Here is a 19,784-nt window from a genome sequence, read left to right on the forward strand (position 1 = left end):
ATTGAAGGAGCTCCATGCCCGTCCACAACGTCCACGAACGCCTGCTGCCGATGAGCGCGGCCGAGGCCGGCGCCCTCCTGGACTCCCTCTCCGACGGGCCGGCCGACCGGCTCTGGCCGCACCGGGCCTGGTCTCCCATGGAGTTCGACCGCCCGCTCTCGGCAGGCGCGAAAGGCGGACACGGCCCGGTCCGCTACACGGTCGCCGCGTACGTCCCGGGAACCTGGGTCCGGTTCACCTTCAGCGGTCCTCGCGGCTTCCACGGCTTTCACGAGTACGCCGTACTGCCGGTCGACGACGAGCGCACGGTGCTGCGGCACACCCTGTCCATGCGGGTCACCGGAATCGCCCGGCTGAGCTGGCCGCTGGCCTACCGCTGGCTGCACGACGCACTGCTGGAGGACAGCCTCGACCGCGCCGAGCACCCGGCCCGGCGCGCCCACTGGTCCCCGTACGTCCGGCTGCTCATGGCTATCGCCCCCAAGGAACACTGACGGACCCGGACCCCCGCTCCCGGCAAGGCGCGAGAGACGCGACCCGTTTCCTGCGACCGGGAAGGCAACGGGGGACGTCCGGGCGGTTCCCCGACCGGAGGACGCGTGGTGCTGCCACCCGGCCCGGCCGCGCATGCGGACGTTCAGTTCACCGGAATGATGTCGGGGGCGCCGAGCCGCACGGCGTCGGCGGTCCGGTCGTCCGGCTGTTGCTGGGCTTCGCGCTCGGCGGCCACGCGCTTGAGGTAGTGGTCGACCTCGCGGTCCTGGTGCGCCCGGTCCCATCCCAGGTGGGGCGCCATCAGCCGGGCCACGGTCGGCGCCGCGTCCACTCCGCGGTCCCAGGACTCGATGGAGATGCGGGTGCGCCGGGCGAGGACGTCCTCCAAGTGGCGGGCTCCCTCGTGGGTCACCGCGTACACGGCCTCGACTTTCAGGTAGTCGTCGGAGCTCGGCAGTGCCTCGCCGAGCGCGGGGTCGGCCGCCACCAGAGCGAGCAGTTCGGGCGCCAGGGAGCCGTAGCGGTTCAGGAAGTGCTCGATGCGGGCGACATGGAGCCCGGAGCACTCGGCGAGGCGGCGCCGCGAGTTCCACAGTGCCGGGTAGCCGTCGGCGCCCAGCAGCGGAACGCGGTGCGTGACGCAGTCGGGAACCTTCTCGTCCAGGCCTCGGACGGCCTCGTCGACCGCATCCTTGGCCATCACCCGGTACGTGGTGTATTTGCCGCCCGCCACCACGACGAGTCCGGGCACGGGATGGGCGACGAGGTGCTCCCGGGACAGCTTGCTGGTCTCCGCCGCCTCGCCGGACAGCAGAGGGCGTAGGCCGGCGTAGACGCCCTCGACGTCTTCGGGGACCAGGGGGGTGGTCAGGACGCTGTTGACGTGTTCCAGCAGGTAGGTGACGTCCTTGGAGCTGAGGGCGGGGTGGGCTTTGTCGAGTGTCCAGTCGGTGTCGGTGGTCCCGATGATCCAGTGCCGGCCCCAGGGGATGACGAACAGCACACTCTTCTCGGTGCGCAGGATCAGCCCGGTGCGGGAGTTGATCCGGTCACGGGGGACGAGCAGGTGGACGCCCTTGGAGGCGCGGACGTGGAACTGGCCGCGGGTGCCGGCCATGGCCTGGGTATCGTCCGTCCACACCCCGGTCGCGTTGATGACCTGCTTGGCCCGCACCTCCGTCTCGTCGCCGCTCTCCAGGTCCGTGACGACGGCGCCGACCACCCGCTCGCCCTGTCGCAGGAAGCGGCTGACGCGCGTGCGGTTGGCGGTCAGTGCCCCGTACGAGGCGGCCGTACGGGCGAGGAACAGGGTGTGCCGGGCGTCGTCGACCTGGGCGTCCCAGTACTGGATGGCACCCACCAGCGCGTCGGAGCGCAGGGCAGGTGCCTCGCGCAGGGCCCGGCGCCTGCTCAGGTGGCGGTGGTGGGGCAGACCTCCGGAGGTGCCGGAGGCCCGGGCCATCGCGTCGTACAGCAGCACGCCGCTGCCGACGTACGGGCGCTCCGTGACGCGGTGTTGCAGGGGGTAGAGGAACGGCACCGGACGTACCAGGTGGGGGGCCAGGAACCGGAGCATGAGGCCCCGCTCCTTGAGGGCTTCGGCGACGAGTCGGAAGTCGAGCATCTCCAGGTAGCGCAGGCCGCCGTGGATGAGTTTGCTGGAGCGGCTGGACGTACCCGAGGCCCAGTCGCGGGCTTCGACGAGTCCGACGCTCAGGCCCCGGGTGGCGGCGTCCAGGGCGGACCCGCTGCCGACGACGCCGCCTCCGACGACGAGGACGTCGAGTTCGCCCTGTCCCATGTCGGCGAGGGCCTGTGTACGGGCTTGGGGTGAGAGGGCCACTGGATCGACCATGGTCTCCTCCTCATTGCTGCGGGCGCGCGGCTGGAACCTATTCGACCTTGGCCCAGTCGAGCGTGCGCTCCACCGCCCGCTTCCAGCCCTCGTACCCTTCCGTGCGCCGCTCCTCCGACCACTCGGGGGCCCAGCGCTTGGACTCCTGCCAGTGGGTGCGCAGTTCGTCGGTGTCCCGCCAGAAGCCGGTGGCGAGCCCGGCCGCGTAGGCGGCGCCGAGCGCGGTCGTCTCGGCGACAACGGGACGGCTGACCGGTACGCCGAGCACATCGGCCTGGGTCTGCATGCACAGGTCGTTGGCCGTGACTCCACCGTCGACCTTGAGCACGTCGAGGTGGACGCCGGAGTCCTGCTCCATGGCTTCCACCACGTCGCGGGTCTGGTAGCAGATGGCCTCCAGGGTGGCCCGCGCCAGGTGGCCGTTGTCGTGGTAGCGGGCCAGACCGACGATCGCGCCGCGGGCGTCGGAGCGCCAGTACGGCGCGAACAGGCCGGAGAAGGCGGGCACGAAGTAGATGCCGCCGCTGTCCTCGACGGTGCTGGCCAGGCGCTCGCTCTCGGCGGCGTCGCCGATGATCTTCAACTGGTCGCGCAGCCATTGCACGGCCGAGCCGGTGACCGCGATGGATCCTTCGAGTGCGTAGATCGCGGGGCTGTCGCCGAACTGGTACGCCACGGTGGTCAGGAGGCCGTGCTGCGAGCGGACCAGTTCCGTCCCGGTGTTGAGCACCAGGAAGTTGCCGGTTCCGTACGTGTTCTTCGCCTCGCCGGGCGCGTAGCAGACCTGCCCGACGGTGGCCGCCTGCTGGTCGCCGAGGACACCGGTGATGGGGATGGCCTGGCGCAGCGGCCTGGAGGTGCGGGTCTGTCCGTACGCCTCGGGGTGGGAGGACGGGTTGATGGTGGGCAGCATGGCCCGGGGTACGCCGAAGAATCCGAGCAGTTCGTCGTCCCAGTCGAGGGTCTCCAGGTCCATGAGCATGGTGCGGCTGGCGTTGGTGACGTCGGTGGCGTGGATGCCGCCGTCGGGGCCTCCGGTGAGGTTCCACAGCACCCAGCAGTCGGTGTTGCCGAAGAGGGCGTGGCCCTGCTCGGCGGCCTCCCGCACGCCGTCGACGTTCTCCAGGATCCATTGGATCTTGCCCCCGGAGAAGTAGGTGGCCGGTGGCAGCCCCGCTTTACGGCGGATGACGTCGCCCTGGCCGCCACGCTCCAGTGCCGCGGCGATGGAGTCGGTACGGGTGTCCTGCCAGACGATGGCGTTGTAGTACGGGCGCCCGGTGCGGGGGTCCCAGACGACGGTCGTCTCGCGCTGGTTGGTGATGCCGACGGCCGCCAGGTCGGAGGCGTCGAGGTTTCCGTGCCGGAGGGCGTTCTGGATCACCGAGTTGGTGCGTTCCCAGATCTCCACCGGGTCGTGTTCGACCCACCCCGAGCGCGGGAGGATCTGCGAGTGCTCCAGCTGGTGCCGCGCCACCTCGCTGCCAGCATGGTCGAAGATCATGAAGCGGGTGCTCGTGGTCCCCTGGTCCACTGCGCCGACGAAATCAGCCATGGGGTGCCGCCTTCCTTTGGGATGCCGTGCGGGGGGCTGCCGTCCGGGGACGGAACGGGCTGTGACCGCCGCCCCGGATCGCGTCAGCTCTCGTCCGGTGTCGGTACGCGTCCGGGGGGCTCCGGTTCGGCGGTCGGCAGGAACCTGCCGATGAAGAACTTGTAGAGACCGGCTCCCAGGAGACCGCCGATCAGCGGGCCGACGATCGGCACCCAGAAGTAGAAGTTGCCGTACTGATCCCTCCATGCCGTGCCGTACCCGGTGAGGAAGCTGGCCAGCCGGGGGCCGAGGTCACGGGCGGGGTTGATCGCGTACCCGGCATTGGTGCCCCAGGCCATGCCGATCGCCACGACGATCAGGCCGACGATGAACGGGGCGAGGTTCGCACCCGGAGGCGTGTTGAGCAGGTCCGTCACCGCGAGGATCAGCAGGAGCAGGATCGCGGTGCCGATGATCTGGTCGCGCAGTGCGCCCCACTCGGTCACCGGCAGATTCGGATTTCCGTTGGCCGGCAGCGTGGAGAAGACACCCTGCGTCTTGATGGTGTGGCCAGGGTCGGCCTTCGCCAGCGCCTCGGTGTAGTTCCAGCGGACGATCAGCGCGGCGACGAAGGCGCCGGCAATCTGGGCCAGCGCGTACGGGGCCACTCTGCTCCACGGGAAGCCCTTGAAGGCGGCCAAGGCGACGGTCACCGCGGGATTGAGGTGGGCGCCGCTCAGCCTTGCCGCGACGTAGACGCCCAGGGTCACGCCGAGACCCCAGGCCCAGGCGATGCTGTCGTGGTTTCCGAGGCCGCCCGCGGGGTCCGTCAAGGCTCCGCCGGCGACCACCTGGGCCACGACACCACAGCCGAAGAGTATGAGGATCATGGTGCCGGCGAATTCGGCCGAGAGTTCACCGACCAGCCCTGGTGCTTTCAGGCGCTCCTTCATGGGTGCCCGCTTCCCGCCGGTCCGAAGACCGGCATTCGACTGCCCCGAGCCCACGGTTCAGCGTAAGACGGGTCGCCCGTACCGGAAAGGCGGAGCGGGGCCGACCCTGCGGAAGCCAGTGCCCGCACGGCATCTGGGGCCTTCTCCGGGGCATCGTCCGAGTACCCGCGGATCTCCGCGAGTACTCGCGGAGATCCGCGGTGCGGCAGCACACTGTTCGTAGGGCGTGCCCTCACGGACGCGCCTGGCCCGCGCGCGGTGATCTGTGCTCCGTCACGGTGCCGGACCACTGACCCGCCGGCTCCGACCGGGAGGCACCCGATGAAGATGCTGATCAACAGTCCCCAGACCGTGGTCGCCGATGCCCTGCGGGGGCTGGCTGCGGCCCACCCGGAACTGGAGGTGGACGCCGACGCCCGGGTCGTCGTACGGCGTGACGCGCGGCAGGGCGGGCGGGTCGGCCTCGTCTCCGGTGGCGGCTCCGGACACGAGCCCCTGCATGCCGGCTTCGTCGGACACGGAATGCTGTCCGCCGCCTGCCCGGGCGAGGTGTTCACTTCCCCCGTGCCCGACCAGATGGTGCGTGCGGCCAAGGCCGTGGACTCAGGCCAAGGGGTACTGTTCGTCGTCAAGAATTACACCGGGGACGTACTGAACTTCGACATGGCCGCTGAGCTCGCCGAAGAAGACGGAATCCGGGTCGAGCGGGTGCTGGTCAACGACGACGTCGCCGTGACCGACAGCCTCTACACCGCCGGGCGCCGCGGCACGGGAGCCACGCTCTTCGTCGAGAAGATCGCCGGTGCGGCGGCGGAGGAAGGCGCGCCGCTGGAGCAGGTCGCCGCAGTCGCCCGGCGGGTCAACGAGGCCTCGGGCAGCTTCGGCGTGGCGCTGAGCGCCTGCACCACCCCCGCCAAGGGAAGCCCCACCTTCGACCTGCCCGACGGCGAGCTGGAGCTGGGCATCGGAATCCACGGTGAGCCGGGCCGGGAGCGGCGCCCGATGATGCCGGCAGGGGAGATCGCGGAGGTCGCGGTGGGTTCTGTGCTGGAGGACATGGCGAACGCGGCTCCGGTTGACGGGCCGGTACTGGCCCTGGTGAACGGGATGGGCGCGACGCCGCTGCTGGAGCTGTACGGCTTCCACGCGGAGGTGGCCCGGGTGCTGGCGGCTCGGGGCGTTCCGGTGGCCCGGACCCTCGTGGGGAACTACGTCACCTCGCTGGACATGGCCGGATGCTCGGTGACGCTGTGCCGGGCCGACGAGGAAATGCTGCGGCTGTGGGACGCACCGGTGCAGACGGCAGCGCTGCGCTGGGGTCGCTGACTCCGAGGCCACCCGCGGCCGGCTCCAGTACGCCACCCAGCCTGTGACCAGCAGGACCGACGAGTGCGGGCCTGGACCCCTCCGGGAGGTTTCCCCGACAGGGCTCCTTCCTCCCCGGTGACGTCAGGGTCGTGCACCGGCAGAAGTCCGCCGTCTGGGCGTGTGGGTTGCTGTGGCTGAGCCTTCGTTCAGGTCAGGGCCTGCACCACGCGTGGCGCAGGCCCTGACCGACGGGCTCGCTCAGCCTGTGCAGCCGGCCACGCTGCCGGGCGGGGCGCAGTTGTTCGGGCGGTTGCCCGTGACGCGGCTGCTGGTCAGCGTTACGGCGCCCAGCGCGGCTTCGTTGAAGATGCCGCCGCCGTCGGCGCTCCCGCCGGAAGCCTTTGCGGTGTTCGCTTTGACGGGACTCCGGTCCAGGGCGGTCGTGCTGTCCGCGCCGTTGAAGACACCGGCGCCCCGCGCGGTGCCGCCTGGTGCGTCGGCGGTGTTGCCGCTGACCGGAGTGCCGGTCACCGTTGCCGTCCCACCGAGGGCATTGCGCAGGCCGCCGCCTTCGACGGTGCCGTTGGATGCGCTGGCGCTGTTGTCGCTGATGGAAGTGTTTTTCAATTCCAGCCCCGCCCGGTTGGTGATCCCGGCGCCTCCCACGATGCCCGCTCGAGAATCGACGCGGTTCTTGTCCACGGAGCCGCCGGTCACGGTGAGGCTGCCTGCATTGCCGATGCCGCCGCCCCGCGCGAACCCTCCGCCCGTGTTGGTCGCCGTATTGGCGCTGATCTCCGTCTTGGTCAGGGAGGCGTCGCCGAAGTTGTTCAGTCCGCCGCCGACCGCCTGCAGACCAGTCGCGGTAGCAGTGTTGCGGGTGATGGTGCCGTGTTTCACGGTGAGGGTGGCGAAGTTGCTCATCCCTGCGCCGATGGCCTGCCCGGAGCCGGTGTTGGTGGCCGCATTGCGGTCGATCCGCGTGTCGGTGAGCGTGGCCGTGCCCTCATTGTGGATGCCACCGCCCAGCACCGCGTCACCGACGCTGCCCGTGGCGGTGTTGCCGGTCACCCGGCTGGCACGCAACGCCAGCGTTCCTGCGTTGAGGATGCCACCGCCGCAGACCAGGTCGGGTGCGCTCGGGCAATCGGCGGCATCGGCGGTCCTTCCCCCGGCGATCGTGATCCTTTCCAGAGTGAGGTTCCCTTCCCCTGACACGGCGAGGATGCGGAAGTCCGGCGTCGCGACCCGCGAGCTTCGTTTGATCGTGCTTCCGTTGCCTTGGATGGTGATCTCGGTGGTGATCAGCGGCAGGCCGTTGGCGTCGTCGCTGCTGTCCGGTGCCGTGAGGGTGTACGTGCACTTGTGGGCCAGGCGCAGTGTGTCGGCGTTCGGTGAGTCGTTGGCTTTCTTGATCGCCTCGACGAGCGCCGGGACTGAGCATGGGACGTGCTTTTCGGCGGCGTGGGCGAGCGGGGCCGGGAGCGCCGCCACACAGCCGGCTGCCAGGCCGGCCGCGGCCAGGAGGTGGCCCGGGTACGGTCGACGGAGACCGAGGAGCGGACCTTTCGTTCGGAAGTTCTGCCAGGACATCGGGGATTCCTCCTCATGCACCAGGAGGCGCCCCCTCGGACGCGCTCCACAGAGCGACCCCGGTCCGTCCTGCCGCAGACCGTCGACAAGGGGCGCCGGAACCAGCCGACCACGTCCGTCGCGCGTAGCTCCCCTTGGGCTTCCCTGACGTCGCCGTATTCATCCGATGAGCGCACTCGGTGTCGGCTCGGCGGGGGCCCGACGTCCCGCGAGGGGTCCGCCGCCACGTCGATGGGGACGCTGGTGGACTTCACACGGGCGGTGGCCGCGACACCGACCGCGAGTCGCCGGCGAGGCTCTGGCCGCCCTCTGCGTCAGCCGCTGTCTACGGCGACTTCCGCCCACCACCCCACGGGCCGGAACCCGTGTGACGGCCCCGCTCTCGATGGTCCCGGTCACAGTCACCAGCCATGCCCTGATTGACAGCCGGATCATCTGCTCGGCGACGGCCGGGGCCTCCTTGGTTCAGCCCGGTCGACGGGCACCCTCGAGCGGGCGTTTCGACTGCCGCACCGATGCCCCGGTCACTGGTTCGGCCCATCGATCGTGACGGGCAGGCGGCTCGGACGGTTGTGGGGGACGTCCGTGCCGTACTCCCTGCGGCAGGTATGAGTTCAAGGAGATCTCCATGTTTCGTATCGCCAAGGCCGTAGCCGTTACCGCCGCCGCTGGCGCTGTCCTGGCAGGCGGGGCCGGCATGGCCGCCGCCGACGCCACCGCCGAGGGCGCTGCCATCGGCTCCCCCGGTGTCCTGTCCGGCAACGTCCTCCAGGCGCCCATCCACATCCCGATCAACATCTGCGGCAACTCCGTCAACATCGTCGGCATCCTTAACCCTGCCTTCGGAAACGTGTGCATCAACGACGGCGGAGACTTCAAGGACGGCCACAAGAAGGCCGACCACAACGGCGAGAACTGACAGCACCAGAGCCTGAACCCGGCGCGCTCATCGCGCCGTACGGCCAGCGCCGCCGTCGAAAGCAGCCGCAGCGCACAGCCCCGCACAGATCGGCCTCCCCCGTCCTCCGGGGGAGGCCGATCTCATGACGAGATCCAGTGATGTTCCACATCGGCCCGTCTCGTGTACGGAGGGGGCTCTTTGTCCGGCGCAGCCTCGGCGCCCGCCTGGGCGGACGTGTCCGAGCTGGCCCGTGCTCGCCTGGATCGGCTTCACCGTGGCCCTGCTGATCGGAGAGCTCCCCTTCCCCGGCCCGGCCCACGTCGTGCACACCAAAGCCGCGTTCCTGCTCGGTTCGCTCATAGCTGCAGCCTGGCCACACCGTGCACGATGCCGCCCGTCGCATCCTCGGGAATGCTGCCCGGACCGAAGTACGGGCGTTACCGGCGGCAACGTATCGATGAGCATCACGGTCGGCAGTCGCTTCGCGGTGGTCGACGGCAGGGACGCGACGGGCTGGGGCTGGAGCGTGGAGCGCGGTGTCGGCGACGGCGACGGATTCGCCCGACGCGAGCACGGCGCGAAGACCCTCGAGGAAGCCCTCCGTGGCGTCCGCGGGAAGATCGGCTCCTGACGAGTCCCCCGCCGTCTGGGCCGGCAAGCGCTTCGCAGGGTCCCAACCCTCCTGCGCCGTGCAACAGACCACGCAACGGGGGCCTTTGACTCAAGCAGATCCAGGGTGCAGCCGGTGTGCAGCTCAGGTTTCGACGTAGGCCACGATCGTGATGGTCCGCAGGGCAGTGACGTGGTAGATGACGCGTACCCGTCGGTCTCGTCCGCGTAGTCGACGCAGCAGGGTGCCGGGCACCTCGGTGCCGAGCTTGACGCTGACGGCGACGATCGCCCGGTCCAAGCGGTGCGTCTCGTTCGTGGTGAGCTCGGCGAGCTGGGTGAGCGCCGGCTCCACCATGACGACGCGCGAGCGACGCGCGGCGTGTTCAGGCGCTACGGGGCTGCTCGTCCGCGAGACGGGCTAGATGGGCGTCGCGAGCGGTCTCCCACAGCACGCCGCTCTCCGGGGACGGGTAGCCGTTCGCGGCGATGTCCTCGAGCACCGAGGCGAGGACGTCGACCTTCGCTCGCTGGTCAGCCGCGTACGCGAGGACGGACGCGGCGGCGAGCTCGTCGAGGGGCTGGCGTTCGGGCACGGGGGCCGGCTGCTGGCTCATCCGGGGCTCCTGGGCTGTCATCTGGCGTGTGTCACCACGGTATCGCCAGGAGAGGCCGCCGGAGCCCGGTAGGGACGAATCGCCGCCCGGCGACCGCCGCGCGACCGCTCACCCGACAGCCGCCGCCCGCCCGGCCGGCCGGCGAGGTACGGCGTGAGGCGTCGCGGGCCCGGCAGGAGCCGAAAGGGACGGCCCAGAGCGGCGAGGGTACGTCCGCCGGAAGCGCGGCAACCCGGTGCCCCCGGTCCCGGGCATCGGAGTTGGCGGCCCGCGGCGATCTCGGTACAGGTGACGGCCACGGTCTCGTTCCGGACGGCAAGCAGCGTGTCCTCCTGGACGAGCGGCCCTTGTTCGTGGTGCAGGTCCGCGATTCGAGGGCGTCATTGCCGAGACCGTGCTGGGCGGGCCCACGTGGTGTCGTCGGAACCACGTCGTACGGGGAGTTCATGACCGCGGGCGGTTTGCGTTGCCCGCCTTCCCGCGCCCGCACCCCCATGCACGGCCGGCCAGGGAAAGGTGCGCCCATCCGGGCGGGGTCAGCGTGTAGCGCCGGTCGGGGTCAACCCCGGGGACATAGGTTTCGCAGCGGAATGTGCCTGGCCGGGCACCGAAGGAAACAGGAAGTGAGTGCCGGCGATGACCGAGCAGCGAACCGTCACCGTCTTCGGCGCGACGGGGCACCAGGGAGGCTCACTCGTACGGGCGATCCTCGCGGACCGGGACAGCGGATTCGTGGTCCGCGCGGTGACCCGTCGGCCCGACTCGGACCGGGGCAAGGAGCTGGAACGGCTCGGGGCCGAGGTGGTCCAGGCCGATCTGGATGACGAGGAGAGCCTGGTCGCGGCACTCGAGGGCGCGTACGGGGCGTACCTGGTGACCAATTTCTGGGAAGACATGGACGCGGCGCACGAGAAGGCGCAGGCTGCGGCCCTGTCTCGGGCAGCGTCGCAGGCGGGTGTGCAGCACGCCATCTGGTCCACCCTGGAGGACACGCGCGAGTGCATTCCGCTGGACGACGGCCGGATGCCCACGCTCCAGGGCTCGTACAAGGTCCCGCACTTCGACGGCAAGGCCGAAGCGGACCACTATTTCACCGACGACGGTGTACCGACCACCTTCCTGCGCACCACCTTCTACTGGGAGAATCTGTTCGGGGCGTTCGCCCCGGCGCGCGGCGAGGACGGCGCCTTCGAGCTGAACTTCCCGATGGGCGACAGCAGACTCTCCGGCATCGCCGTCGACGACATCGGCAAGACGGCGCTCGCCATCCTCAAGCGCGGCACCGACTTCATCCCGGCCACGGTCAGCATCGCGGGCGAACACCTGACCGTCGCCGACATGGCCGCGGCCCTCTCGGAGTCACTCGGGGAGCCCGTCCGCTACCGCCCCCTGACGCCGGACGCGTTCCGCGCGCTGGGCTTCCCGGGCGCCGACGAGGCCGGCAACATGTTCCAGTTCTACGCCGACTGCGAGGCCCGCTTCACCGGTGCCCGCGACCTCGACGCCGTCCGCGCCCTCAACCCGGCCCTCCAGGACTTCTCCACGTGGCTGGCGGCACACCGGGACGAGTTCCACTGGAGCTGAGGGCTGCGAGCACCGTCAGTGTGCAGACGGGCACGGTGGTCCTGATGCAGGCTGCAAGTGAGTGGCGCGGTCATGGCTTTCGGCCCGTCTCGCTCGACGAGGACGCTGTCCCGGTGCGGACAGCGGACGGCGCTGCTCGGGGAGCACCTCGCGCGTCGTCGTGCGTCACCGGGTACGGCACTCCTCGTCCGGGGCCTGGGAACCGGCCGCCGGGAGATCCGGCAACGGAGGCGGCCGCCCGCCGCCTGACGGGGATGACCTTTCCTCACCCGCCGTCGGCCCCGCCGCGATCCGGAGACGCGGGCCGGTGCCGGTTGCGGTACGCCCCGGGAGGCTTGCCCTCCCACCGTGTGAAGGCACGGACCAGGGCCGTCGCGCCGCTCAGACCGACGAGGGGGGCGATCCGGTCCAGCGGCAGGGCTGTGGTCTCCAGCAGCCGCCGGGTCCGGCCGTGGCGGGCCGCGTCCAGGAGCGCGCGCCACGTCGTGCCCTCCGTGTGCAGGGCCCTGCGCAGGGTCCGGACGCTGAGGTTGAGCTCCTTGGCGGGACCCTCGGGGCCCGCTCCCGCGAGTGCGGCGTGTTCCAGCCACTGCCCTACGCGCTCGGCGACCGTGGCGACCGCGGACAGCTCGTGCAGAAGCCGGTCGGCGTAGGCCCGGTGCAGGGCGTTGAGCGCCGGATCGTACAGGGGGCGACGCCTGTCCAGGTCCTCGTTGGCGACCGTGATCGCGTTTTCCGGGGCGTCGAAGGTGACGTGGCAGCCGAGGACGCGGACGTAGGACTCGGGCGACCCCGCAAGGGGGTGGGCGAACGACACGGCCAGGGGCGCCCACTCGTCCCCGGCGATCCAGCGGGCGGCTCGCACCATGCTGCTGACGATCGCCTCCACCTGCTGGGGGTGCATGTCCGCCGGGTCGACGGTCGGCCGGTAGCAGATCCGGCTGGCGCCGCTGCGGCGGTGCAGGGTCACCGTGCCCGCCTGGCTCACCAGGGGGTGGTAGCGCTCGGCCGCCTCCGCGGCGTCCGCAAGGCTGGCGCAGGTGAGGACGAGGTGGCCCAGGATGTGCAGGCCCTCCGGCCGGATGCGGTCGCCCACGAGGAGCCCCGTGTGCGGGTCGGCGTCCCGGGCGGCGAGCACCGCGTCCCACAGGGCGCGCATCTCGCCGAACTCCAGCCTGTCGGTGGGCGGGACCCAGGAACCGGAGCCGCCGGATCATCGTGCTGTTCGAACTCGAACCGGACCAGGCCATCGGACCGGACGGCGTGGAGCCGGTCGTACGCGGCGTCCACGCCGCGGGCGCGGACCCCGACACGCCCGAAGACCCACTCCCGCAGACCCTCTGCGGTCTGGATACCGACGCCATGGAGCACTCCCATTACCGACCGACCGGCCCGGGCGAGCCTTGGTATCCCCCTGCACTCCACGAACAGCGGTGCCAGCGGTGCGGGGCAGCGCTCCGCACCCTGTGAAGGCCGGGACGCGTGAAACGCGACGGTCACCGGACCCGGCTCGCCGCGCCTTACGCCGCCTCTCGGTCGAGGCCATCGCCCCCCGCCTGCTGGCCCGCGAAGCCGGTTGTGGCGCGGGCAGCTTGGCTGAAGCCGTCGGGCGGGTTAGCGTTTTGGGATGGTCAAAGAGAGCACTTCCGTGCTGGTCGACGTCCGGAAGTACGACGGCAGTCTGAGCGCGCGGTGGACTGCTGTCCGGCTGGGCGAAGACGAGCACGGCGTGTGGTTGGGCACGGCGCAGGGTGTCCCCGTCAGTTCGTCCACGGGCGAGCGGCCAGGCCGGTTCGCGTACGTGGTGTTGGTCCCACGCGGTGGGTGGTGGACGGCCACGTTCTGTGCGGACCCGGGTCCGGAGGTGTACTGCGACGTGTGCACCGTTCCCGAGTGGAACGCGGACGGGACCGTCGTGAGCATGGTGGACCTCGATCTCGATGTCGTGCGGCCCCGGGGTGGCGAGGCCCATGTCGAGGACGAGGATCAGTTCGCCGAACGGCGGATGCGCTACGGCTACCCCGACAGCGTCGCGGCCGCGGCCCGGCAGACATGCGACTGGCTGATGGAGAGGGTCCGTCGCGAAGGTGATGGTGCTGGCGTCGAACCCTTCGCCTCGGCGTACCGTCACTGGCTCGGGCTCATCGAATAGGCCCGCATCGGATCGCGCAACAGGGTGTTACCCCTGGTCTGCTTGACGCTGGTGGAGAGGGTGGCGGGTCGGACGGTGCCGTCTCCGTAGCGGGCGTGGGATCCGCGGCCGAGCATGAGGGCGATCCCGGCCTGCTGCGCCGCCTGCTCTCCCTGACCACCAGCCCGGACCGGCTCTTCCCCATCGTCACCCCCTGACAGCCAGCCCGCCCGCCCCGTCCGGACCAGCGCGCACGGCCCGTTAGCGGAGGGGGTGCCAGGCGGGTTCGAGGCGGTCGAGGAGGGTTTCGAAAGTCGTTGCGGCGCGGTCCCAGTCGCCGTCGGCAAGGGGTGCATGCAGCAGCCCCAGCAGGGAGTCGGCCAGGAGCGCGGCCTCGGCATCTGCCCTGTCATCGGGCATGCCCAGGCCCGTGAACGCGCAGGCCAGAACGTGTCTCCATTCGGTGAGGAGGCTGCGCATCACCGGGCCGTACCGGTCGGGGTTGAGCACGCTTGCGGTCATGACCTCGAAGGTGACCGGCAGGATGTCCCGCCGTTCGGGCGGCGTGGTGAACTGGCGCCAGACTTCCTCCAGCATCGCCCGCATGCCTGCCGGGTCCGTCGGCGCGCCCGCGACGTCGAGGGCCCGGCGCAGGACCAGCAGCGGGCGCCCCTCGTCACGGTCCAGCGCCTGGGCCACAAGCTGCTCCTTGCTGCCGAAGTAGTACAAGAGCATGCGGTCGCTGGTCCCGAGTGCCTTGGCAAGCGGGCGCAGGGAGAGGTCCGCCAGCCCGTTTTCGGCCACGTAGGCGCGGACCTGCCTCAGCAGGTGGTCGCGTTTCGCCTGGTCAGCCGTACGCGCCATGTCACTCCGCATCCTCGACGCCCGATATGCGAGGTATTTACTGTAGCGGGTGCTACGTGTATATTTAAATGTAGCAAGTGCTACATGTACCCGCTGGGAGTCGCCACGCGACGCGGCACCAGCCGACCAACCCGGAAGGAATGATCACGCATGGCCGGCCGGCAGACCGACCACGCAGAGGCACGGCGCAGCGGACCGCAGAAGACCCGGACTCCGAGGCGCGGATGCCTGCGCTCGCACTCGGTTCACGGCGCGCCCTACCAGAACCTCACCCGCCCGGCATGGGCCGCGCGGCAGATGGCCCTGTGGGGGCGTGTCCTGAACCCGCCCAGCGCGAGGCTCGACCGCGCCGTCACCCGGAACTCGTCCTGGCCCGTTGTGCGCGCCCCGGAATCGGTCGGCTGTACGCGGCGCCGCCTGACAGCCCAGCTGACCGCGTGGGGCCTCGAGGAGCTGGTCGACACGACTCAGCTCCTGGCCAGCGAGCTCATCACCAATGCGCTGCGACACACCCGCGGTCCCATCGGCTTCCGCGTGCACGTGCACGGCAGCCTCCTGCGGTGCGAAGCGGAAGACGCCGACCCGATCGGCCCGACCCGCCGGACCGCCCCCGCCGACGCCGAAAACGGACGCGGCATCGAACTCGTCGACGCCCTCGCCCACAACTGGGGGAGCCACCGCACCCTCACCGGCAAAACGACATGGTTCGAACTGCCCCTCCCCCACCAAAGCCATGCCGCCACGGCGGTAGGGCGGTAGGGCGGTAGGGCGGTAGGGCCCCACCCTCGAGGTCCACCTCCGCGAAGGATCCGATGGCGCCCGCCCGTGCCGGGAGCACGGCGTCGGCAAGGTAGCCCTGGGCGGCGGAGCAGTGGCGGCGGCATCACCCCGGCGCTCCGCAGCAGCATCGCCCCGCCGGCCAAGGGCGGAGCATCGGTCTGGTCGGCGAGCGCCAATCTCTCAGTGCGACCACGGTCGGCCTTGGAGTAACGGCGATCTACGCGATCCCGCCCGCCGCTACGAGCTCCTTGAACTTCCGGCGGCCGAGCTGGCCCGCGGTACGGCCCGGACACGGGGCTGCCCCAGCGGCAAGACTCCCCCGGCGGAGGCGGCGACGGCTTCAACACGGCGTCGGTGATGAGCTCGCACCCCGACGTCGTAGACGGAACCGTCCGGTGGCCCCGCTCCTTGATGGCTGCCGGGCGCCGAGCCGTATGTGTGAGACTCCCTCTGAATGATCACTCGGGGGGTTCGCGTTGAACGCGCTGTTGAAAAGGGTGTGGATCGGGCTGGCCGCGACCTTGATCGTGAGTCTGGCCGCCGTGGTCCTGCCGGACCGCATCCAGATAGACGACGCCGGGCGCATCCACCTGGGCGCGCCCGCGCCCACGCCGTCCCCGTCCACGGCGGCGCCCACACCGGAGTCCACGTCACCGCCCCTCACACGGGACGCCGTGGACGAGGTGATCCGGACCGCGGTCAGCGCGGCGGGCCTCGACCCGGCGCAGGGCCGCCCGACCGGCGCGGCCGGCGCCAACTCGAACAGGACGGGCTGGATGGCCGTCCGCGAGAAGACCGCCGCACAGTCGGAGATGAACATGATCTGCGCCGACCTGGAGCGCCAGGGCTGGACGCTGAACCCGAACGGCGATCGCCCCGACGCCTCCCGCAGCTACAAACGCGGGGGCTGGCACCTGCTCGTGAGCACGTGCGGGAAGACCCAGGCGCCGTCCACCACCTCCACCTTGACCGACTCGCAGACCTACCTGAGCCTGACCGGGCTCCAGCTGAACCTTTCCGACATACCCCTCCCCGAGATCACCATCCGCATCGGCTGACCCCTCACAGAGAAGACGGCACGTGGACCCGTCCACCCGGACCGACATCCAGAGATGCAGGCCAGGAGCCAGGCCTTCCGCGACCTTCGTGTCTGAACCGCCACGCTCCTCGCACAGCCGGTAATGCAGCCGTATCCGCGACCGTCGTACCTGTCACTCCAGGGCCGGACCGCCCGCCAGGACACCGGGGCTCTCCACCTCCCTGGACCGGGCCACCGGCCGCTCCTCCGCCCTCGGCAGCTTGCCGGTACCCGTGGGAGGTTCGCCGGAGCGCCCGCCCGGGTCCGGTCACCGGTTCGTCAGGCGTCGACGTAGTTGGTCAGGATGCAGCCCTCGACGATGGCCTGCTGGGTGGTGGATTGCGGCGGAGCCGCGTAGTGGGGCGCGCAGTTCAAGACGAGCGTGCCGCGGGACAGCATGTCTCTCTCGTCGCTGCCGGTGGCGAAAATCCGTGCGGCGAAATTCTGGCCGATGAACCAGTGGGTCCGAAGGTCGTGTCCTTCGGCTTCGTGGGGCGGATGTGCAGGTCGTGGCGTTGCTGATCAGCCGTACCAGCTCGTCCGTACGGGCCACCTTGGCGAGCCGGGCTTCTACCCGGCCGCCCGTGTCCGCAGTGCCGTCACCGTCCGAGCCGCCTCCTGCCTGCCCCCCGTTCCTGCCGGAGGGCCCCTGGTCACTCTGGCTCCCGGATGGTCCTGCGCCGTCGTCGCAGGAAGCGGTGCCCATGCGGGCCAGGAGGGCGACGGCGGCCGCGACGGCCTGCTTCGTGCGTATGGAGGGACCCTTACCTGAGGTCGGGAATGGGAAGATCCCCCGGAACCCAGCCGAAGTGATCAACGAACGGCAAAGGCCAACGACCTGACCCACGCGCTCCATACGGCACGGGCCGCGCGCATCCGATTCCCTGCCGGTCGTCCGACCGGCGTCGGTGGCGTGCCCGGCCTTGGCGATTCCGCCGGCCCAGCGAGCCGGCGAGCGACGAGTGAAGCGGGCAAGTGGGCGAGCCCGACTCTTCAGACCGCGGTCGGCCCCGCGGACGCGTCGGCCTGGCGACGGTACTCGGCGTTGATGCGCTGGGCTTCTTCGAGCTGGTCTTCGAGGATGACGATGCGGCAGGCGGCGTCGATCGGGGTGCCTCGATCGACGAGTTCCCGGGCACGGGCGGCGATGCGCAGCTGGTAGCGGGAGTAGCGGCGGTGGCCGCCAGCGGAGCGGAGCGGGGTGATGAGGCGGGCTTCGCCGATGGCGCGGAGGAAGCCCTGCGTGGTGCCGAGCATCGCGGCGGCCCGGCCCATCGTGTAGGCGGGGAAGTCGTCGTCGTCCAGGTGACCGCCGAGCGGGCCGGTCGGGTTCTCTGCTGTCATTGCACCTCTCTCATGAAACGCGTGGAGGGGCCCTAGTGCCGTACGGCACCAGGGCCCCGAAGGAACTACTACACCATCTGCCGGCCCTGATACTGCGCCGGCCTCCTGTGTCCGCGGACCCGACCGAGACGCTGTCGGGGCTGCGGGGATCGCAGTTGCTTGACCGGAGACCACCTCACTATCGATGTCCTGCGGTACCCGGGCTCAGACTTCCGCCCGGGCGATCCTGATGGCGCCCGATTCCTCCGTTCGTCCCTCGGATGATCAACTGCTTCGCGGTACTTCCTGGGCGGCCCCTGATCACTGCGGGCCACCCGGTCCGGCCGTCAGTCCCGTCGCCGTCCTGCAACCGCTCTGGCTTCGGAACTCCACCACCGCACCGTCCAACAACTGCAACTACGGGTACTACTGCCCGGCAGTTCATCTCTGCCGGGCCTTCTTGACTGGGCTACAAGAGAAACCTTAATCACACCACTGCCCAATGTCTACTCTTGCCGACGTAGATTTTCGTGCACATGCCACTGAGGTAATCGGGTGCAGTCGGGTTCAACGGCTGCGGGCGGGGGCACAGCGCCGGCAGGCAGGGCCGGACGCCGACAACGGGCCCGGAGCGCGCGACGACCACGATGAGGGCCGAGCGCACAGGCCCTCGTTCTCTGTCCGCCGCCGCCGAGGCGCGCCAGGCCGCCCGGGCGTTCCTCGAAGACCTCGGGCAGTCGGCCACCGGACCGGAGCAGACCGACACGGTCGCCCTGGTCGTCTCCGAGCTCGTGACCCACGCTCTGCGCCACGGTGGTGGCGCCTACATCCTCCTCCTCGCCGCCCACCCCGGCACGATCGAGGTCGCCGTCCACCAGCCGGCCCGCCTCCACGTCCCAGACGACCAGCTCGCCATCGAGGACCCGGCCGTGCTGCAACCGTGCCTCGGCGGCCGCCACAGGCGCCATGCCGTCCCCACCTCGCCCGAAGGGAGGTTTGGCGGACCACGCCGGTCGAGTCCGTTCCGGTCATTTATGGTGAATGGTCTAGGTTCAGCCCGTGAGCTCCTCGGACCGTCCCGCCCGCTTCCTGCTGCCGTATCCGGCAGCAAACGTGCACGGCATGCCCGATGATCTGCCGGTCACGGTGTGGGATGGCACCGGCCGGCCGGACGCGGAAAGCCTCGAAACGGTGGAGTTCTTTGTCATCCCTTACGGCTGCACCGATGCTGCTGTACCCATCCTCGCGAGCGCGCCGCGGCTGAGAGTCGTCCAGTCCCTCTCAGCGGGCGTCGACGACCTCGCGAAATTCGTTCCCGCCGGTGTGACACTTTGCAACGCCAGGGGCGTTCATGACGCCAGCACCGCCGACCTGGCCGTGTCGCTCGCTCCCGCGTCACTGCGGGGCATCCCCGACTTCGTGCGCGGTCAGGAGTCGAGGAGTGGCGGACCGGCTACCGTCCCGCGCTGGCCGACCGTACGGTCATGCTCATCGGCCACGGCTCCATCGCCGCCGCGATCGAGGACAGGGTCGCCCCCTTCGAGTGCCAGCTCCTGCGAGTCGCCCGCGGAGCCCGTTCAGCCCCGTTCGGTACCGTCCACCCCCTCGGCGAGCTCCCCGAACTGTTGCCCCAAGCCGACGTCGTGATCCTCACGGTCCCCCTGACCGAAGAGACACGCGGCCTGGTCGATGCGCGGTTTCTCGCCCTCATGCCGGATCAATCCCTGCTGGTGAACGTCTCCAGAGGCGCCGTCGTGGATTCCGACGCACTGCTCACCGAGCTCATGGCCGGCAGACTGCACGCTGCTTCGGACGTCACCGACCCGGAGCCTCTCCCGCCCGGCCATCCGCTGTGGCACGCACCCAACTCCCTGATCGGTCCGCACGTCGGAGGCAACAGTTCGGCCTTTGTGCCGCGGGCGCTTCGGCTGATCCGCACCCAGATCCTGAACCACCTCGCCGGAGAGCCGTTGCAGAACGTCGTCCAGCCCCGCAGGCCCTGATCTCGGACCGGTCGTCGCGAGGGGACCACGATTCCGGCCGGAGGCGAAGCGACCACCCATCACGAGCAATCCCTGCCGACCGACTCCGCGCGCGTCACCTGGTGCGGGTCCCCCGGCGCGGTGGACGAAGGAGCGATGACACTGCAAAGGCCCGCC

General features: G+C 70.4%; 17 protein-coding genes, 2 pseudogenes and 1 riboswitch. Of the genes and pseudogenes, 10 read left to right on the forward strand and 9 right to left on the reverse strand.

The window, feature by feature from the left end:
• Nucleotides 1-14: 14 nt before the first annotated feature.
• Nucleotides 15-494, forward strand: coding sequence for a hypothetical protein (locus IF09_RS0126870; RefSeq protein ID WP_030299825.1), 480 nt, complete (start codon nt 15-17; stop codon nt 492-494).
• 143 nt (nt 495-637) lie between these two features.
• Here IF09_RS0126870 and IF09_RS0126875 read toward each other — a convergent pair whose 3' ends face one another.
• The 3 genes from IF09_RS0126875 to IF09_RS0126885 form a co-directional block, all read right to left on the reverse strand.
• A complete protein-coding gene (locus tag IF09_RS0126875; RefSeq protein ID WP_030299826.1) occupies nt 638-2,350 on the reverse strand; it encodes a glycerol-3-phosphate dehydrogenase/oxidase in 1,713 nt (570 codons plus the stop codon).
• A 37-nt stretch (nt 2,351-2,387) separates the two neighbouring features.
• Nucleotides 2,388-3,905 carry a glycerol kinase GlpK gene (glpK, locus tag IF09_RS0126880; protein WP_030299827.1) on the reverse strand — a complete coding sequence of 506 codons (1,518 nt, stop codon included), beginning with the start codon at nt 3,903-3,905 and terminating at the stop codon, nt 2,388-2,390.
• An 83-nt stretch (nt 3,906-3,988) separates the two neighbouring features.
• Entirely contained in the window at nt 3,989-4,837 is an 849-nt protein-coding gene (locus tag IF09_RS0126885) for an MIP/aquaporin family protein (RefSeq protein ID WP_030299828.1), read from the reverse strand.
• Between the two features lie 321 nt (nt 4,838-5,158).
• Between IF09_RS0126885 and dhaK the strand changes: the two genes are divergently transcribed.
• Nucleotides 5,159-6,163 (forward strand): dihydroxyacetone kinase subunit DhaK, encoded by a 1,005-nt coding sequence (gene dhaK / locus IF09_RS0126890; protein ID WP_030299829.1) that lies wholly within the window; start codon nt 5,159-5,161, stop codon nt 6,161-6,163.
• Between the two features lie 240 nt (nt 6,164-6,403).
• Here dhaK and IF09_RS0126895 read toward each other — a convergent pair whose 3' ends face one another.
• Nucleotides 6,404-7,738: a hypothetical protein gene (locus IF09_RS0126895; RefSeq protein ID WP_030299830.1), complete on the reverse strand. Its 1,335-nt coding sequence runs from the start codon at nt 7,736-7,738 to the stop codon at nt 6,404-6,406.
• Between the two features lie 628 nt (nt 7,739-8,366).
• Between IF09_RS0126895 and IF09_RS0126900 the strand changes: the two genes are divergently transcribed.
• From IF09_RS0126900 to IF09_RS47340, 3 genes and pseudogenes are all read left to right on the forward strand, one after another.
• Nucleotides 8,367-8,657 (forward strand): chaplin, encoded by a 291-nt coding sequence (locus tag IF09_RS0126900; RefSeq protein ID WP_030299831.1) that lies wholly within the window; start codon nt 8,367-8,369, stop codon nt 8,655-8,657.
• A gap of 204 nt (nt 8,658-8,861) precedes the next feature.
• Nucleotides 8,862-9,006: pseudogene (locus IF09_RS47335) on the forward strand (Na+/H+ antiporter NhaA); the annotation flags it as partial.
• 90 nt (nt 9,007-9,096) lie between these two features.
• Entirely contained in the window at nt 9,097-9,270 is a 174-nt protein-coding gene (locus IF09_RS47340) for a hypothetical protein (protein WP_234321167.1), read from the forward strand.
• 123 nt (nt 9,271-9,393) lie between these two features.
• On the opposite strand, the gene IF09_RS0126910 is transcribed toward IF09_RS47340, so the two are convergent.
• Both IF09_RS0126910 and IF09_RS0126915 read right to left on the reverse strand, forming a co-directional pair.
• Nucleotides 9,394-9,606, reverse strand: a complete 213-nt coding sequence (locus IF09_RS0126910; RefSeq protein WP_051832949.1) for a hypothetical protein — start codon at nt 9,604-9,606, stop codon at nt 9,394-9,396.
• A 28-nt stretch (nt 9,607-9,634) separates the two neighbouring features.
• The gene (locus tag IF09_RS0126915) at nt 9,635-9,865 is read right to left on the reverse strand and encodes a hypothetical protein (protein WP_030299833.1); all 231 of its coding nucleotides are present in this window, start codon (nt 9,863-9,865) and stop codon (nt 9,635-9,637) included.
• 636 nt (nt 9,866-10,501) lie between these two features.
• On the opposite strand from IF09_RS0126915, the gene IF09_RS0126920 reads away from it, so the two are divergent.
• Nucleotides 10,502-11,449 carry an NmrA/HSCARG family protein gene (locus IF09_RS0126920; protein WP_030299834.1) on the forward strand — a complete coding sequence of 316 codons (948 nt, stop codon included), beginning with the start codon at nt 10,502-10,504 and terminating at the stop codon, nt 11,447-11,449.
• Between the two features lie 150 nt (nt 11,450-11,599).
• Nucleotides 11,600-11,660, reverse strand: a riboswitch (guanidine-III (ykkC-III) riboswitch).
• 54 nt (nt 11,661-11,714) lie between these two features.
• Here IF09_RS0126920 and IF09_RS0126925 read toward each other — a convergent pair.
• The gene (locus IF09_RS0126925; protein ID WP_267882181.1) at nt 11,715-12,623 is read right to left on the reverse strand and encodes an AraC family transcriptional regulator; all 909 of its coding nucleotides are present in this window, start codon (nt 12,621-12,623) and stop codon (nt 11,715-11,717) included.
• Between the two features lie 474 nt (nt 12,624-13,097).
• Between IF09_RS0126925 and IF09_RS0126935 the strand changes: the two genes are divergently transcribed.
• Entirely contained in the window at nt 13,098-13,601 is a 504-nt protein-coding gene (locus tag IF09_RS0126935; protein ID WP_234321164.1) for a DUF402 domain-containing protein, read from the forward strand.
• Nucleotides 13,602-13,841: 240 nt separating this feature from the next.
• Here IF09_RS0126935 and IF09_RS0126945 read toward each other — a convergent pair whose 3' ends face one another.
• Nucleotides 13,842-14,444, reverse strand: coding sequence for a TetR/AcrR family transcriptional regulator (locus IF09_RS0126945; RefSeq protein ID WP_030299838.1), 603 nt, complete (start codon nt 14,442-14,444; stop codon nt 13,842-13,844).
• Nucleotides 14,445-14,594: 150 nt separating this feature from the next.
• Between IF09_RS0126945 and IF09_RS0126950 the strand changes: the two genes are divergently transcribed.
• Together IF09_RS0126950 and IF09_RS0126955 are read left to right on the forward strand one after the other, a co-directional pair.
• Nucleotides 14,595-15,203: an ATP-binding protein gene (locus tag IF09_RS0126950; protein WP_234321165.1), complete on the forward strand. Its 609-nt coding sequence runs from the start codon at nt 14,595-14,597 to the stop codon at nt 15,201-15,203.
• A gap of 497 nt (nt 15,204-15,700) precedes the next feature.
• A complete protein-coding gene (locus tag IF09_RS0126955) occupies nt 15,701-16,282 on the forward strand; it encodes a hypothetical protein (protein ID WP_158710068.1) in 582 nt (193 codons plus the stop codon).
• Between the two features lie 1,013 nt (nt 16,283-17,295).
• On the opposite strand, the gene IF09_RS0126965 is transcribed toward IF09_RS0126955, so the two are convergent.
• Nucleotides 17,296-17,646, reverse strand: a complete 351-nt coding sequence (locus IF09_RS0126965; RefSeq protein ID WP_030299841.1) for a MerR family transcriptional regulator — start codon at nt 17,644-17,646, stop codon at nt 17,296-17,298.
• Between the two features lie 1,101 nt (nt 17,647-18,747).
• Here IF09_RS0126965 and IF09_RS40690 point away from each other — a divergent pair.
• Nucleotides 18,748-19,628, forward strand: a pseudogene (locus IF09_RS40690) (2-hydroxyacid dehydrogenase).
• Nucleotides 19,629-19,784 lie beyond the last annotated feature (156 nt).

Source organism: Streptomyces katrae (assembly GCF_000717655.1).
GTDB classification, from domain to species: Bacteria; Actinomycetota; Actinomycetes; order Streptomycetales; family Streptomycetaceae; genus Streptomyces; species Streptomyces katrae_B.